The following is a 15,143-nucleotide window of genomic DNA, read 5'->3' as shown; positions in this document are numbered from 1 at the left end:
GAAAGAACCGTTCTCTGACAGGGAGATACAGATGAACAACGCCTTCCAGAAAGACCAGGCCGCGCTGCTTCTCGAACAGGTCGAGAAGGGCCGCATCAGCCGCCGCCGCTTCACCCAGGCCGTGGCCGCCATGTTCGCCGTGCCGGCCGGGCTCGGCGCGAAAATGTCCTTCGCCCAGGCCAGGCAGCTCGTGCTGGTGAACTGGGGCGGCGACGCGATGACCGCCTATGACGAGGCCTACGGCAAGCCCTTCCAGGAGGAAACCGGCATCCGCGTGGTCGAGGACGGCTCCGGCCCCACCGAGGGCGCGCTGCGCGCCCAGGCCCAGAGCGGCAACGTGACCTGGGACGTGGTCGACGCCGACCCGTTCTCCGCCATCGCACTCGGCAAGGAGGGCGTGGTCCAGCCCATCGACTATTCCATCGTGGACAAGTCGAAGTTCCGCGAGGGCTTCGGCTGGGAGCACGCCACCTCGGCGTATTTCTTCTCCTTCGTCATCGCCTACAACGCGACGAAATACGAAACGCCCCCCTCCTCGCTGGCCGATTTCTTCGACGTGGAGAAATTCCCCGGCAACCGCGCCATGTACAAGTGGGGCGTCTCGAGCTGGGAAGCCGCGCTGCTGGCCGACGGTGTGGCGCGCGACGCGCTCTACCCGCTCGACATCGAGCGCGCGCATGCCAAGCTCGCCGCCTTCAAGGAGAATGTCTCGGTGTTCTGGGGCGGCGGGGCGGAGCTGCAGAACGCCCTGCTCACCGGCGAGGCCGACATGGCCATCGCCTGGAACACCCGTGCCAAGGTGGTGGAGGCCGACACCGGCGGCGACGTGAAGTACATCTGGGACGACGGGCTGCTGCAGCCCGCCTCCTTCGCGGTGATGGCCAACAACCCCGGCGGCACCGAGCCGGCGATGCAGCTGCTCGCCGCCATGCAGGTGCCCGAGCGCCAGCTGGTGATGTTCGAGATGCTCGGCCAGGGCCCGGCAAACCCCGCCGCCGACGCGCTGATCGCCGAGGAGGACAAGCGCCACAACTGCGTCGACCCCGAGAACATGGCCAAGCAGATCCCGCTCGACATGGAGTGGTACGCGGAGAACTACGGCGCCGCACTCGACGCCTATCTCTCGGTCATCTCGGCCTGATCGGGGGGAGGAGCGCGATGCCGGCCCCGCTGAACGCCGCCACCGTCGGCCCCGCCCCGCGCGCGCGGGGCTGGCGCACCGGCGGCTGGGTGCTGATCGCGCTCCTGCCGCTCTTCCTCTGCGCGGCCTATCTCGTGCCCTTCCTCGGGGTGGCGAACTGGTCGATCACCCTGCCCGAACCGGGCCTCGGGCAATACGCGAGAGTGGCGACCGACCCCGGCGTGCACTCGGTGATCTGGCGCACGCTGCGCATCTGCGCCCTGGTCACGCTGCTCGCGGTGATCCTCGCCTACCTGCTCACCTATGTCTGGATCCACGGCAACCGGCCGATGCGCATCCTGGCCGAGATCTGCATCATCGTGCCGTTCTGGATCTCGGTGCTCAGCCGCGCCTTCGGCTGGCTGGTGGTGCTCTACAACCGCGGCATCCTAAACACCTGGGCGCAGGATCTCGGCATCCTCTCCGAACCCCTCACCCTGGTGCGCAACGACGTGGGCGTGGTGATCGGCATGGTGCATTTCCTCGTGCCCTTCGCGGTGTTTCCCATCGCCTCGGTGATGCGCGGGCTCGACACCCGGGTGCTGATGGCCGCCCGCGGCATGGGCGCCGGCCGGCTGCGCACCTTCTGGGAGGTGTTCGTGCCGATGACCATGCCGGGCATCTTCGGCTCCGCCGTCATCGTGTTCGTGTTCTCGCTGGGCTTCTTCGTGACCCCGGCGCTCCTGGGCGGCGGCCGCTCGATCATGATCGCGGAATACGTCTACGTGCAGATCTTCCAGGCCTCGAACTGGGGCCTCGCCGCGGCGCTCAGCGTCACGATGATCGTGATCGTCTCGCTGCTCCTGCTGGCCCTGATGCGGCTCACCCGCGTCGAGAAACTGGTGCGCTGATGGGAACCTATCGCCCCGGCCCCGTGGCCATCCTGCTTGCCGTCCTCGCCGGGCTGTTCCTGCTCGCCCCGATGCTGGCGGTGATCCCGATGTCCTTCACGCCCTTCCGCTACCTGAAGATGCCGGAGGGCGAACTGTCGCTGCGCCATTACCGGACCATCTGGGAAAACGCCGACTGGCACGCCTCCATCTGGCTCTCGGTGCGGGTGGGGCTGGTGGCGAGCAGCATCGCCACCTTCCTCGCCACCGCCTTCAGCCTCGGCATGTGGTACGTGCAGCCGCGGCTGAAGGCGCTGCTGATCGGCTTCGTCATGCTGCCGATGATCGTGCCGCCGGTGGTCTCGGCCGTGATCCTCTACTTCTTCATGTCCTGGCTGGCCAAGGCCGCCCCCGCCATCGGCTACGACACGTTCTGGGGCGTGGTGATCTCGCATGTGGTGATGGTGGTGCCCTTCGCCGTGGTGGTGGTGATGGTGGCGCTGTCGCAGATCGACCGGCGCATCGAGATGGCGGCCCGCGGCATGGGCGCCTCGATCTGGCAGGCCTCGGCCTGGGTGATCCTGCCCAACATCGGCTTCGGGCTGGTGGCGGCCTGGGTGATGGCCTTCGTGCTGAGCTGGGAGGAGATCGCGGTGACGCTGTTCATCACCTCGATCAACGCCATCACCCTGCCCCGCCGGATCTGGATGGGCCTGCGCGACAATGTCGACCCCGCGGTGGCGGCGATCTCGGTCATCCTGATCGTGATCACCCTCGCGGTGGTGCTGGGCCGGATCCTCTGGCGCGAGACACGGAAGTAGCCTGTGCCGGCCACGCGCTCACTAAAGCATACGCTCAAGTTTGCTTTGCAACATGCCGCTTCCGCGCCGCCTGCCCCGCGGGCAGGATATGCGCTGGTCCCAACGGAGGAGGTTTTCCCATGCAAGAGGCGTTCGGTAGACGCGACCTCATCGAGCCGGCGAAACTCAAGGAACTGGCGCAGCGCGACGATGCCCGCGGCTGGTTCCAGCTCGGCTCGCATCTCGGCGCCATCGCCGCCACCGGCACGGCGCTGTGGTTTGCCTGGGGGAATGCCTGGGCCGCCGTGCCGCTGTTCATGGTGCACGGCATCCTGATCAACTTCCTCTACGCGGGCCAGCACGAGCTCAGCCATTCCACCGTGTTCTCCAGCCGCCGGCTCAACGAGGTGGTGGGGCGGATCTTCGGCTTCATCCTGCTCTACCCGCGCGATTTCGACCAGATCCAGCATTTCGCCCATCACCGCTACACCCAGGACTGGGAGAAGGACGGCGAGCTCGCCCGCCCGCCCTACACCTTCACCTCCTACGCGCTCTGGGTGCTCGGCCCCACCTACTGGTACTCGCGCGTGCGCCGCATCCTGCGCTTCTCCGCCGGGATCGTGACCGAGCCCTACATCCTGCCCAACGAGCGTCCGAAGGTGATCCGCGAAGCGCGGCTGCATCTGGCCGGCTACGCGCTGATCGCGGCGCTGTCGGTCTGGGCGGGGAGCTGGATCGCGGTGCAGCTCTGGCTCGCACCCATGGTGGTGATGAAGTTCGTCCACCAGTTGCAGAACACCATCGAGCACCTCGGCCTGCCGCATAACGATGTCATTACCCAGAACACCCGCTCCACCCGCACCAACGCGCTGATGCGCTGGGCCTGCTGGAACATGCAGTACCACACCGCGCACCACGCCTTCCCCTCGGTGCCCTGCTACAACCTCTCGAAGCTGCACCGGACCATCTTCACCGACCACGGCCGCAAGCCGCCGCAGATGACCTATCTCGGCTTCCAGGCCGCGGTGCTGCGCGCCTTCGGCCGCGGCCGCACCGAGGCCGACTACCCGCAGGACCGGATCTGGATCTCCGACGATACCGATCTCGAGCCCGTCGCCCCGCCGCCGGCCCGCGCCTGAGATGGCCCTGCTCACCTACCAGTCCCTCTGGGCGACGGAACTCCGCCGCCCCGGGACCCCCGAGGCCCCGCTGGCCGAGCGCTTCGACCGGGTAAAGGCCGCGGGCTATGACGGCATGTGCATCGACCTCGGGGCCCTGAGCCTCGAGGAGGCCCGCGCCACGGTGCCGGAATACCGCCGCACCGGGCTCGGCGGCCTGCTCACCGCCTTCCCCGGATCGGTGGAGGACCTGCGCCCGGCCCTGCGCCTCGGCCGCGAGATCGGCTCGCCCTACGTGATCGTGGTGGGGCAGGTGATGCCGATTACCGTGGCCGGCATGATCCCGGTGATCCGCGACTGGCTGCGCGTCTCGGCCGAGGAGGGCATGCCGATCCAGTTCGAGACCCATCGCAACTGCATCACCAACGACCTCTTCGCCACGCTCCAGCTGCTCGACGCCGTGCCCGAGATGCGCCTCTCCGCCGATCTCTCGCATTACGTGGTCGACCGCGAGCTCACCTTCCCGATCCCGCCCGAGGCGATGGGCTGGATGAGCCGCGTGCTCGCCCGATCCGACAGTTTCCAGGGCCGGGTCGCCACCCGGTCCCAGGTGCAGGTGCCCATCGCCTTCCCGCAGTTCCGCCGCTGGGTCGACCTGTTCGAGGGCTGGTGGGAGGAGGGCTTCAGGGGCTTCCGCGCCCGGACGGATGCCGACTGCATCTTCCTCTGCGAGCTCGGCCCCCCGGAATACGCCATGACCGACGCGAACGGCGACGAGCTCTCCGATCGCTGGGAAGAAGCCCTGAAACTCCGCCGCATCGCCAACGCCGCCTGGGAGCGCGCGGCGCCCTGAACCGGCCGCTCAACGGTCCGGGCGGGCGTGGCACTCCGATCCGGCCACCTCGGGCTGACGGCCTCCGCGGGCCCGGCCGGATGCTGCATATCCGACGACGCCCGCCCCTCTCCCCGATCGCTCCGCGAGGGGTGGGACAGGGCGGCTCCCGATCCGGCTCCTGAAGCCCCCGGGCGCTGCCCTCCGCCGCTTCGCGCCTGCGCCGCGCGGCACGCGCGGCCCGGCCCAAACCGCAGGAGACGCGCCCCGCGAGGGGCGGGTCGACGGAGGGCGGGAGGCCCCCCGGACCGGTCACCAGGCCCGAGCGTCAGCCGGGGCTCTCCCGTGATGCGCCCACCTGTCGGTGATCGCCTCTTTGGGCCCGGCCGGATGCTGCGCATCCGGCGCCCGCGCCCGATGTGCCAGGGAAGGCACGGTGTCGGGGCGGGAGGCGGGGGGCTGGCTCCCTTCATCGGTCGCCGGGCAGCGCGGCCGGCCTCAAGCGGAACCCGGTGCGAGCCCGGCGGCACGGAAGGCGCCGAGGAGTTCGGTGATCATTGCCTCCGCCGCCGAGGAGCGCTGGCCGGAACGGCGGGTAACGAGCTGGAAGGCGTTTTCCGTGCGCAGCGCCTCCGGGCAGAGCGGGCGCAGGGCGTCTCGCGCCACCCAGGGGGCCGCGAAATCCGGCGGCAGGAAGCCGATGTCGCCGCCCGAGAGCAGGAGCAGCACCCGCCCGTCGAGATTGTCGGAGCGCGCGCCGGGCGGGAAGCGCGACAACACCTCGTCGAAGGCCGGGTCGTCGCGCACGCTGGGCCAGATCAGGCGGTGGGCCTGCACTTCGTCCACCGTGGCCTCGGCCGCGCGGGCGAAGAGCGGGTGGCCGGCGCCGCAGTAGAGCAGGAGCTCCTCGCGGAACAGCGGGATGGCGTCGAGCGTGTCCACCGGGCGGGGCATCACCGTGATGCCGATTTCCGCCGTGCCCTTCACCACCGCCTGCACCACGCCCTGGGCGCTGGCGCTGTCCAGCACCGGCACCACGTTCGGCCAGTCCGCCCGGAAGGCGGAGAGGGCGCGCACCAGCGGCGCCTCGGCCACGGTGACGAGATTGTCGATGGTCGAGAGGGTGATGCGCCCGGCCATCTCCCGCGCCGCGGAGCCGATCCGGTCGCGGAAGCGGTCGATGTCGGTGAAGAGCTGCAGCGCCGCGTTGTAGACGATGCGCCCCTCCTCGGTGAGGGCGAAGCCGCCCTTGCCGCGCCGGCACAGGGTGGCGCCGAGACGCGTCTCGAGCTTGGAGATGTCGAGCGAGATCGCCGAGACCGACTTGTCGAGCGCCAGCTCCGAGGCCGCCAACCCCTCGTGCTCCACCACGGTGAGGAAGACGCGCAGCAGCCGCAGGTCGGTGTCCGACAGCCGGCCGGCGAGGCCTGTCCACTTGCGCCGCATCGCCGCCTCCCCTCCCCGCCGCTCAGGCGGCCTTGATCGCCTCCTCGCGGATCTCCTCGGTGAGACGCTCCTTCAGCGCCATGAACTCCGGCGCGGTCTTGAGCTTGTAGAGGCGCGGGTGCGGCAGGCCGATCGGGATGTCGGCCTTCACCCGGCCCGGGCGCGCGGTCATCACCACGCAGCGCGAGCCGAGGAAGATCGCCTCCTCGATGTCATGGGTTACGAAGAGCACCGTCTTGCGGTCGTCCTCCCAGATCTTGAGCAGGAGCTCCTGCATCAGGCTGCGGGTCTGGTTGTCGAGCGCGCCGAAGGGCTCGTCGAGCAGCAGCACCGCGGGGTCGTTCGCCAGTGCCCGGGCAATGGCGACACGCTGCTGCATGCCCCCCGAGAGCTGGCGCGGGTGATGGCCCTCGAAGCCGCGCAGCCCGACCTTGTCGACGTAGAAGGCCACGATTTCCGCCCGCTCGGCCTTCGGCATGCGCTTCTCGCGCAGGCCGAAGGCGATGTTCTCGGCCACGGTGAGCCAGGGGAACAGCGTGTAGGACTGGAAGACCATGCCCCTGTCCGGCCCCGGGCCGGTGACCGGGCCGGAGGGCAGGCGCACCTGGCCCTCGGTGGCCTCGTCGAGCCCGGCGACGATGCGCAGCAGGGTGGACTTGCCGCAGCCCGAGGGCCCGAGGATGGTCACGAAGTCGTTGCGCGCCACGGAGAGGCGCACGGGCTCGAGCGCGCGGGTGGGGCTGCGGCCCCGTGCGCCGGGGAAGGTGCGGGCGACGCCCTCGATCTCGATCACGCGAGGCTCCATGCGAAGAGGCGGCGGTTCAGCGCCTTGAAGGCGGTGTCGGAGATGAGCCCGATCACGCCGATGACGATGATGCCGAAGATGATCTGCCCGGTGTTGAGCAGGGCCTGGCTGTCCACGATCATGTGGCCGATGCCGGCGGAGGAGCCGATGAGCTCGGCGACGATGACATAGGTCCAGGCCCAGCCCAGCACCAGCCGCAGGATCTCGGCGATCTGCGGCGCCGCGGCGGGGATGAGCACGCGGCGCACCACGCCGCCGTCGGTGGCGCCGAGCGTGTAGGCCGCCTCGACCAGGTCGCGCCTTGTGCCGCCCACGGCGCCGGCCACCATCAGGATGATCTGGAACACCGCGCCGATGAAGATCACCAGCAGCTTCTGGGTTTCGCCGATGCCGGCCCAGAGGATGAGCAGCGGGATGAAGGCCGAGGCCGGCAGGTAGCGCGCGAAGCTCACGAAGGGCTCGAGAAACGCCTCCACCGGCTTGTAGGCGCCCATCAGGATGCCCAGTGGCACGGCGACGAGCCCGGCCAGGATGAAGCCGCCGAACACCCGCCACACGGTGATGCCGATGTCGCCGATGAAGCCGAATCTGGTGAACAGCAGCCAGCCTTCCTGCAGCATGGTGAACGGGTCGGCGAGGAAGAACGGCGAGACGAGGCCGCCGAAGGTCGCCAGCGCCCAGAGCGCGACGAAGAGAACGAAGAAGGCAAGCCCGAGCCCGACGCGCATCGCCGGGGAGGCGGGGCGCAGCGGGCGCATGGCGCGGCGGAGGGCGGAGCGGGGCGCGGTCGGGGCGGTCATCGCGGTGGTGCGGGCGCGCAGGGCGCGCGCCCGCCGAGCCTTCACTCGGCCCAGGACGTGTCGACGAGGTCCTCGGTGGCCGGGATCTCGCGGATGATGCCGGCGTCGAGCAGCAGCGGACCGGCCTTCTCGTAGAACTCGGGCAGGCCGGTCTTCATGAACTCGGCGCTCGCGTCCTTGCCCTGCCACTCGAGATAGGCGGCGGACTTGCCGAAATCCTCGGCCGACTGGTTCACATCCGAGCCCATGATCTCGTAGGCCTTCTGCTGGTCGCTGGCGATCATGTCGAGCGCGGCGTAATAGCCCTCGGCCAGCGCCTTCACCGCCTCGGGGTTTTCCTCGATGAACTCGGGCGTGCAGCCCAGCGTGTCCATCACCACCGGGTAGTCGAGCGTGGTGGCGATGATCTTGCCGGCCTCCGGCTTGTCGCGCACGGCGGAGAGGTAGGGCTCGTAGGTCATCGCGGCGTCGTTCTGGCCGGCGATGAAGGCCTGGGCGGCGGCGGAGGGCTCGAGGTTGGCGATGGTCACGTCATCCTTCGAGAGCCCGTTCTCGTTGAGCATCCACAGCAGCACGAAATAGGGCGAGGTGCCGGGGGCGGAGGCCGCGACGGTCTTGCCCTTCAGGTCGGCGATGGAGGCGATGTCGTTGCGCACCACCATGCCGTCGGCGCCGTGGGACATGTCGAGCTGGAAGAGCTGCTTGATCTTCACGCCGTTGGCGTTCCAGATCATGAAGGTCTCCACCGTGGTCGCGGCACACTGGATGTCGCCGGAGGCGATGGCGAGGTGGCGGTCCTTCTGCGGGATCTTCACGATGTTCACGTCGAGCCCGGCCTGCTCGAACAGCCCCGCCTCGGCGGCGAGGGTGAGCGGGCCGAAACCGGTCCAGCCGCTCATGCCGATGGCAACCGGCGTGTTCTGCGCCATCGCCGGCAGGGCGGCTGCGGCGGCAAAAAGGGCAGCAATGCTGCCGAATCGAAATGCATTCTTCACTGTGGTTTTCCCCTTGCTGGACCCGTAGGCCAAAGGGCAGCACAGGCCGGGGAGAGTGTCAATCACGCGGGGCCGCGAGGGCCTGCGACGCCGTGCCCGCACCACGCGCGCGGCGAAGGCGCCAGACTGTGCTGCGCGCTCTCCCGGCTCGCGCCACCGCCGGCGCGGCGGCGGAAGGCGCGACGCCGCCCTCACGCCGCGCGGGGCGACGCGTCGCGCGCGGCAGGTTCCTCGATCAGCCGGAAGCGCGACATGCTGTCGGACAGGGTGCCGATCTGGTCGCTGAGCCCGCGTGCGAGGCTCACCGACTTGTCGGACAGCTGGGCGTTCTGCTGGGTGATGTTGTCGAGACTGGCGATGGACTGCGAGATTTCCTCGATGCCCCGGTTCTGCTCCTGCCCCGCCTCGGAGACCGAGCGGATGTTGGAGGAGAGCTCGGCGATGGAGACGTTGATGGCCGAGAGCGCCTGCCCGGTGTCTGCCACCAGCCGCACCCCGTCGGCGACGGAGACGGTGGATTCCCTGATCAGCTCGGTGATGTCGCGCGCCGCGTCGGATGAGCGCTGTGCCAGTTCACGCACCTCGCTCGCCACCACGGCGAAGCCCTTGCCCGCCTCTCCGGCCCGGGCCGCCTCCACCGCCGCGTTCAGTGCGAGCAGGTTGGTCTGGAAGGCGATCGCCTGGATGACCGAGATGATGTCGGTGATGCGCATGGAATTCTGCTCGATGCGGCCCACGGCCTCGACCGCGCGATTCACCGTCTCCTCGCCGCTGCGGGAGGTTTCGGTCATGCCGCCGGCCAGGCTTTCCGCCTCGCGCAGGGCGACGGAGTTGGAGCGCACGGTGGCGGCGAGCTGCTCCATGGTGGCCGCGGTCTGCTGCAGGGAAGCGGCCTGGGATTCGGAGCGCGCGGCCAGGTCGATCGCGCCGTCGTTGATGCCGCGCGCGCCACCGAGCGCGCCGCGCACCGCGGCACCGATCTCGCTCATGAAGGCCGAAAGCCGGGTCGCGGTGGCATTCGCGCCGTCGCGAAGCTCGGCGAAGGCGCCCTGCCGGTCTCCGGTGATGCGATGGGTGAGATCGGCGTTCGACATGGCGCGCAGCATCACCACCACCTCGTCGATCCCGGCCTCGACCGAGGCGAGCAGCCGGTTCACCGACTGGGCCAGCGTGCGAAGCTCGTCCTCCTCGAAGGCGATGTCGACGCGCACGGAGAAATCGCCGGCCTGTCCCGCCTCGACCGCTGCGCGAAGCGAGCTGCGCAGGCGCTCGGTCTGCTCGGCACGCCGGGCAAGCTGCTGCGCGCGCAGCTCGCGCCGTCGCTCGGCCGCTCGCTCCTCTTCCAGCCGGGCGCGGGCGTTTGCGCGGAAGACCTCGAGCGCGCGCACGATGGCCCCGATCTCGTTACGGCGCTCCGGGGGGAGCGCCACGTCGAGGTTTCCCTCCGACATCTCCTGCATGGGCCGCAACACCTGCCTCATGCCCCGGCTGAGGCCGCCGAGCAGGATCGCCGAGACGATGCCGCAGACGAAGAGCGCCAGCACGCAGGTGACGGTGACGAGGGTGAGCCCGCGCTCCGCCGCGGCGCGCCGGCTTTCGGCCAGGGCGCGGAGATCCTCCGTCAGCAGGTCCTCGAATGCATGCAGGGCGTTGATCTTCTCGGAGATGGCATCGAACCAGGTCGCCGCATCCGTGCCCTCCAGCGCGCCCTCGAGACCGCCGCGGAAGGCGATCTCGCGCAGGCGTTCCACCTCGCGCGCGGCCGGGCCCTGCATCATCTCCTCGAACCGGGCGCGTTGCGCGTCCGGGGCATGTGCGAGGAAGTTGGCGTGATAGAGCTTCTGCGCGCTCACCAGTTCCTCGAACCGGTTCATCAGCACGGGCGTGAAGCGCCCGACGGCGAAGGAGGCAGCCCCCACCGCCCGCTCGATGCCGGCGCGTTCCTTGGCCTGCAGGAAGCTTACGTAGCCCAGGACGGACATCACCACGTCCGGGTCGGCGCTGACCTCGGCCACCCGGCTCACCAGCGAGAGCGCGAGGGCATTGCTCCCGGTGTAATACTCCAGCGCGGCGCCGAGGGGGATGCCCTGCGCGTCGACCTCGCGGCGGATGCTGCCGAGCCGCGACAGCCGGTCCTGCAGTGCCGCGAGATCGGCGGCGAAACGCGGGCCGGCGCCCGCCACGTCGAAGCCGGCGAGCGCCGTCTCCAGCGCGGCACGGCGAGCGTCGGTGTCGAGCCTCTGGCCGGCGAGGACTTCGGCGAAGCGCCTCCCCTCGCTGTTGAGGAACACCGCGGTCGCCCCGCGCTCGCGCTGCTGTTCGTGCACGAGGTCGCTCAGATGCCCGGCCAGCACGACCATCCGCTCGATCGCCTCGAACTCGCGCAGCTCGGAGAGGTTTTCGCGCGCGAGCTGATAACTGAAGACGATGGCGGCAATAGCGGGCGCGACCACTGCGAGAATCATGGCGTGCGCCAGCTTCAGGTCCTGGATCCTAGGCATGCATCTCTCCGGGCAGGGGAGGATCTCTCCGTGACAGACAGCGACAGACAGCGACAGACGGCAGGCGCCGGGCCGGCCTTGCTGCGATGCACGTTAGAGACGAGCCCTGAAGAGAGCGTTACCGCAAGACGCATCCGCGCGCCGCCGGAGCGGTGGGGCGATATCTTCTTGCGAAATCGGGGAAATCCGCCGGGGGAGGTTGGTACGCCCTACGGGGTTCGAACCCGTGTTGCCGCCGTGAGAGGGCGGTGTCCTAGACCACTAGACGAAGGGCGCCCGGGGTGTGGGCGGGTATTTAGTCGGTCCCGTTGGCGGGTGCAAGCGGAAAAGATGATCCCTGTCGAGACTTTCTTCCTGCCGCATCCGTTGCCGGGAAGGTGGTACGCCCTACGGGGTTCGAACCCGTGTTGCCGCCGTGAAAGGGCGGTGTCCTAGACCACTAGACGAAGGGCGCCCGGTGTGTGGAGGGGTGTTTAGTCGCTCGCCCGGCACCGCGCAAGCGGAAATTTGGTCGCATCAGAGGTTTGTTTCGTCATCCGCCGGGGCGGCGTCCTCGACGCGCAGTTTCGCCCGGCGGCGGCCGTTCCAGTCGTCGATCTCGAGCCGGCCGGCGAGGTGGACCGAGCGGCCGGCATGGTCGAGCAGGAAGGGGCCGAGCGGGCCGTTGAGCGCGCGGAAGGCGATGCCGTCGAGCCGGCCGCCGTTGAGGTCGGTGCAGGTGATCTGCACGTGGCTCTCGCCCGCCTGGCGCACCCGGGCGAGGCGCACGCCGGGCAGCACGAAGCGCGGCGCCGGGGCAGAGGCACCGTAGGGCCCGGCGCGCTCCAGCGTCTCCAGCAGGTCGACCGTGGCGCCGGAGGGGGCGAGCACGCCGTCGATGGCGAGGTCGGCCGGCCCGCCCTGCCCCGCGCCCTGGCGGGCGAGCAGGGCGGCGAGGCGCTCCATCGCCGGCTCCACCCCGTCGGGGTCGACCGTGAGGCCGGCCGCCATGCGGTGGCCGCCGCCCTTCACCAGCAGCCCCTCGGCGGCGAGCCGGGCGATGGCGGCGCCGAGGTCGACCCCGGTGACCGAGCGGCCCGAGCCCTTGCCCTCGCCCAGCGCGCGGTCGATGCCGATGACGATGGCGGGGCGGTTGAACGCCTCCTTGAGCCGCGAGGCGACGATGCCGACCACGCCGGGGTGCCAGCCCTCGCCCGCCGCCCAGACCAGCGGGCCCTCGGCGCCGCGCGCCTCGGCCTGCGCGGTGGCGGCGACGAGCACGCCGGCCTCGATCTCCTGGCGGGCGCGGTTCAGCTCCTCCAGCCGTTCGGCGATGGCGGAGGCCTCGGCCGCGTCCTCGGTGCACAGCAGCCGGGCGCCGAGCGCCGCGTCGCCCACCCGGCCGCCGGCGTTGATGCGCGGGCCCAGCAGGAAGCCCAGGTGGTAGGAGGTGGGGGCGCTGGCCATGCGCGCCACGTCGGAGAGCGCCGCGAGCCCGCGGTTGCGCCGCTGGGCCATCACCTTCAGCCCCTGGCGCACCAGCGCGCGGTTGAAGCCGATGAGCGGCGCCACGTCGGCCACGGTGGCGAGGGCCACGATGTCGAGCAACGACATCAGGTCGGGCCCGGGCCGGCCGCGGCCGCGCAGCAGGCGGTTGGCGGCGACGAGCAGCAGGAACACCACGCCGGCGGCGCAGAGATGGCCGAGGCTGCCGTCCTCGTCCTGGCGGTTGGGGTTCACCACCGCCTCAGCCTCGGGCAGGGTTTCGCCGGCGAGGTGGTGGTCGAGGATGAGCACCTTCGCGCCAGCGGCCCGGGCGGCGGCCACCGGCCCGTGCGAGAGCGTGCCGCAATCGACGCAGATCACCATGTCATGCGCGCGGGCGAGGCGCTCCATGGCCGGCACGTTGGGGCCGTAGCCCTCGTCGATCCGGTCGGGGATGTAGATGGTCGCGGCGATGCCGAAGCCGGCGAGCCAGCGGAACAGCAGCGCCGAGGAGGAGGCGCCGTCGACATCGTAGTCGCCGAAGATCGCCACGCGCGCCCGCCCGAGGGCGGCCTCGACCAGCAGCTCGGCCGCGCGGTCCATGTCGCGCAGCGCGGAGGGGTCGGGGGTGAGCTCGCGCAGCGAGGGGGCGAGGAAGGCCTCGGCCTCGGGCGCGGGCACGCCGCGGGCGGCGAGGATGCGGCAGACCGGGTCCGGCAGGCCGGTGGCCTGCAGCAGGGCGAGGGCCTGGCGGTCGCGCTCCAGCCCGGGCGCCACCCAGCGGTGCCCGGTGACGGAGGCGGCGACGCCGAGCAGGGGCGCCGGTTCCGCCGCCCCGGAAAGTGCCGCTTCGCCCGCCATGTCCCGTACCTCCCGTGCCCGTCCGTGTCCCGCGCCCTTCCGACCACGCGCGGGGGGCCGGGTCAAGTCCCGCGGGCAGTGCGGGGTGAAACGCCGGGGCGGGGGCATCGAGCCCCCTTCCGTCGTGTCGCCGCTGCGCGGCTCGGTGCGCGCGGCGGCAGGCCGGGCGCAACGGGGTCAGCCAGGGGGCGGGACGGTGCGGAACGGGGTGGGGCGGGGCGAAGACCGGGGACGCGCACGCCCGGCACGAGGCGGGCACAGGTGCCGCCGGCCCGCGTGCCTTCCCGCGCTCCGCTCTTCGCGGTGCCGGAAGCCGCGCAGCGGCGACGCGGCGGAAAGGGGCTCGATGCCCCTGCCCGACGCATCCCCGCGAAACGGCAGGACCCGGCGGGGAGGCGCCCCGCCGGGTCCGGATCAGCGTCAGCCGGGGTGCGGCTTACTGGTTGCGCTGGCGGTAGAACAGGCGCCGCACGGAGCCGGTCTTGGAGCGCATCAGGATGGTCTCGGTCTCGAGGTACTCGCCGTCGCGGCGCGCGCCGGTGACGACCGAGCCGTTGGTCACGCCGGTGGCGGCGAAGATCACGTCCTGGGTCACCATGTCGTCGCGGCTGTACTTCTTGTCGAGGTCGGTGATGCCGGCCTTGGCGGCGCGGCCGCGCTCGTCGTCGTTGCGGAACAGCAGCCGGCCCTGGATCTGGCCGCCCATGCATTTCAGCGCCGAGGCGGCGAGAACGCCCTCGGGCGCGCCGCCGGAGCCCATGTACATGTCGATGCCGGTCTTGGCGCTCTCGGCACAGTGGATCACGCCGGCCACGTCACCGTCGGTGATCAGGCGGATGCGCGCGCCGGTGGAGCGGATCTCGCGGATCAGCTCCTCGTGGCGCGGGCGCTCGAGCACGCAGCAGGCGATCTCGGCCGGCTTCACGCCCTTGGCCTTGGCCAGCGCCAGCACCCGCTCGGTGGGGGTCATGTCGAGGTCGACCACGCCCGGGGCGTAGCCGGGGCCGATGGCGAGCTTGTCCATGTAGACGTCCGGCGCATGCAGCATCGAGCCGCGCGGCCCCATGGCGATGACCGCGAGCGCGTTGGGCATGTCCTTGGCGGTGAGGGTGGTGCCCTCCAGCGGATCGAGCGCGATGTCCACGCCGGGGCCGTTGCCCGAGCCGACTTCCTCGCCGATGTAGAGCATCGGCGCCTCGTCGCGCTCGCCCTCGCCGATCACCACCACGCCCTTGATGTCGAGCAGGTTGAGCTGCGTGCGCATGGCGTCCACCGCCGCCTGGTCCGCCGCCTTCTCGTCACCCATGCCGATCAGCTTGGCCGAGGCGATGGCCGCTGCCTCGGACACGCGGGCAAGCCCGAGAGAGAGCATGCGGTCCGCGAAAATCTCGTTATCCGCCATGGATAAAATCCTTTCTGTGCCGGAACCCGGGCAGCCTCGCACCGCCCGTCTCCGTATTCCTGTCACCTGCAAGCCCTGTCGTCATCCGTGATCGACAGGGTTCGCGCAA

The 15,143-nt window shown here is 70.5% G+C and carries 12 protein-coding genes and 2 tRNA genes; 5 read left to right on the top strand and 9 right to left on the bottom strand.

Annotated elements, in window-relative coordinates:
• The first annotated feature begins 31 nt into the window (after positions 1–31).
• From D3P35_RS03485 to D3P35_RS03465, 5 genes are all read left to right on the top strand, one after another.
• Positions 32–1,141 (top strand): ABC transporter substrate-binding protein, encoded by a 1,110-nt coding sequence (locus D3P35_RS03485; RefSeq protein ID WP_118133057.1) that lies wholly within the window; start codon positions 32–34, stop codon positions 1,139–1,141.
• Between the two features lie 17 nt (positions 1,142–1,158).
• Positions 1,159–2,031 carry an ABC transporter permease gene (locus tag D3P35_RS03480; protein WP_118133056.1) on the top strand — a complete coding sequence of 291 codons (873 nt, stop codon included), beginning with the start codon at positions 1,159–1,161 and terminating at the stop codon, positions 2,029–2,031.
• Positions 2,031–2,831: an ABC transporter permease gene (locus D3P35_RS03475; RefSeq protein WP_118133055.1), complete on the top strand. Its 801-nt coding sequence runs from the start codon at positions 2,031–2,033 to the stop codon at positions 2,829–2,831. The genes D3P35_RS03480 and D3P35_RS03475 overlap by 1 nt, the downstream gene beginning before the upstream one ends.
• Before the next feature lie 119 nt (positions 2,832–2,950).
• Entirely contained in the window at positions 2,951–3,949 is a 999-nt protein-coding gene (locus D3P35_RS03470) for a fatty acid desaturase (protein ID WP_118133054.1), read from the top strand.
• Position 3,950: 1 nt separating this feature from the next.
• Positions 3,951–4,781, top strand: coding sequence for a sugar phosphate isomerase/epimerase (locus D3P35_RS03465; RefSeq protein ID WP_118133053.1), 831 nt, complete (start codon positions 3,951–3,953; stop codon positions 4,779–4,781).
• 477 nt (positions 4,782–5,258) lie between these two features.
• Here the strand turns inward: D3P35_RS03465 and D3P35_RS03460 are convergent, their stop codons facing one another.
• The 9 genes from D3P35_RS03460 to glpX all read right to left on the bottom strand — a co-directional run bounded on the left by D3P35_RS03460 (position 5,259) and on the right by glpX (position 15,034).
• Positions 5,259–6,206, bottom strand: coding sequence for a LysR family transcriptional regulator (locus D3P35_RS03460; RefSeq protein ID WP_118133052.1), 948 nt, complete (start codon positions 6,204–6,206; stop codon positions 5,259–5,261).
• 22 nt (positions 6,207–6,228) lie between these two features.
• Positions 6,229–6,999, bottom strand: a complete 771-nt coding sequence (locus tag D3P35_RS03455; protein WP_232830355.1) for an ABC transporter ATP-binding protein — start codon at positions 6,997–6,999, stop codon at positions 6,229–6,231.
• Positions 6,996–7,811, bottom strand: a complete 816-nt coding sequence (locus D3P35_RS03450) for an ABC transporter permease (protein ID WP_198670448.1) — start codon at positions 7,809–7,811, stop codon at positions 6,996–6,998. The genes D3P35_RS03455 and D3P35_RS03450 overlap by 4 nt, the downstream gene beginning before the upstream one ends.
• Positions 7,812–7,852: 41 nt before the next feature.
• The gene (locus D3P35_RS03445) at positions 7,853–8,806 is read right to left on the bottom strand and encodes an ABC transporter substrate-binding protein (RefSeq protein ID WP_198670447.1); all 954 of its coding nucleotides are present in this window, start codon (positions 8,804–8,806) and stop codon (positions 7,853–7,855) included.
• Between the two features lie 191 nt (positions 8,807–8,997).
• Positions 8,998–11,307 carry a methyl-accepting chemotaxis protein gene (locus tag D3P35_RS03440; RefSeq protein ID WP_118133049.1) on the bottom strand — a complete coding sequence of 770 codons (2,310 nt, stop codon included), beginning with the start codon at positions 11,305–11,307 and terminating at the stop codon, positions 8,998–9,000.
• 200 nt (positions 11,308–11,507) lie between these two features.
• Positions 11,508–11,583, bottom strand: a tRNA-Glu gene (locus D3P35_RS03435).
• 102 nt (positions 11,584–11,685) lie between these two features.
• Positions 11,686–11,761 (bottom strand) — tRNA-Glu (locus D3P35_RS03430).
• Between the two features lie 62 nt (positions 11,762–11,823).
• The gene (recJ, locus tag D3P35_RS03425; RefSeq protein WP_118133048.1) at positions 11,824–13,632 is read right to left on the bottom strand and encodes a single-stranded-DNA-specific exonuclease RecJ; all 1,809 of its coding nucleotides are present in this window, start codon (positions 13,630–13,632) and stop codon (positions 11,824–11,826) included.
• A 436-nt stretch (positions 13,633–14,068) separates the two neighbouring features.
• Positions 14,069–15,034: a class II fructose-bisphosphatase gene (gene glpX, locus D3P35_RS03420; protein WP_118133047.1), complete on the bottom strand. Its 966-nt coding sequence runs from the start codon at positions 15,032–15,034 to the stop codon at positions 14,069–14,071.
• Positions 15,035–15,143 lie beyond the last annotated feature (109 nt).

It is taken from the genome of Oceanicella sp. SM1341 (assembly GCF_003448965.1).
GTDB lineage: Bacteria > Pseudomonadota > Alphaproteobacteria > Rhodobacterales > Rhodobacteraceae > Paroceanicella.
The sequence above is the reverse complement of the archived record's forward strand: the minus strand, read 5'-3'. Positions and strand labels throughout refer to the sequence as shown.

What these genes read in the sequence shown, in the direction of transcription:
- D3P35_RS03440 (WP_118133049.1), bottom strand. Translation starts at nt 11,307, where the DNA reads ATGCCTAGGATCCAGGACCTGAAGCTGGCGCACGCCATGATTCTCGCA.
- D3P35_RS03470 (WP_118133054.1), top strand. Translation starts at nt 2,951, where the DNA reads ATGCAAGAGGCGTTCGGTAGACGCGACCTCATCGAGCCGGCGAAACTC.
- D3P35_RS03460 (WP_118133052.1), bottom strand. Translation starts at nt 6,206, where the DNA reads ATGCGGCGCAAGTGGACAGGCCTCGCCGGCCGGCTGTCGGACACCGAC.
- D3P35_RS03485 (WP_118133057.1), top strand. Translation starts at nt 32, where the DNA reads ATGAACAACGCCTTCCAGAAAGACCAGGCCGCGCTGCTTCTCGAACAG.
- D3P35_RS03450 (WP_198670448.1), bottom strand. Translation starts at nt 7,811, where the DNA reads ATGACCGCCCCGACCGCGCCCCGCTCCGCCCTCCGCCGCGCCATGCGC.
- glpX (WP_118133047.1), bottom strand. Translation starts at nt 15,034, where the DNA reads ATGGCGGATAACGAGATTTTCGCGGACCGCATGCTCTCTCTCGGGCTT.
- D3P35_RS03480 (WP_118133056.1), top strand. Translation starts at nt 1,159, where the DNA reads ATGCCGGCCCCGCTGAACGCCGCCACCGTCGGCCCCGCCCCGCGCGCG.
- recJ (WP_118133048.1), bottom strand. Translation starts at nt 13,632, where the DNA reads ATGGCGGGCGAAGCGGCACTTTCCGGGGCGGCGGAACCGGCGCCCCTG.
- D3P35_RS03475 (WP_118133055.1), top strand. Translation starts at nt 2,031, where the DNA reads ATGGGAACCTATCGCCCCGGCCCCGTGGCCATCCTGCTTGCCGTCCTC.
- D3P35_RS03465 (WP_118133053.1), top strand. Translation starts at nt 3,951, where the DNA reads ATGGCCCTGCTCACCTACCAGTCCCTCTGGGCGACGGAACTCCGCCGC.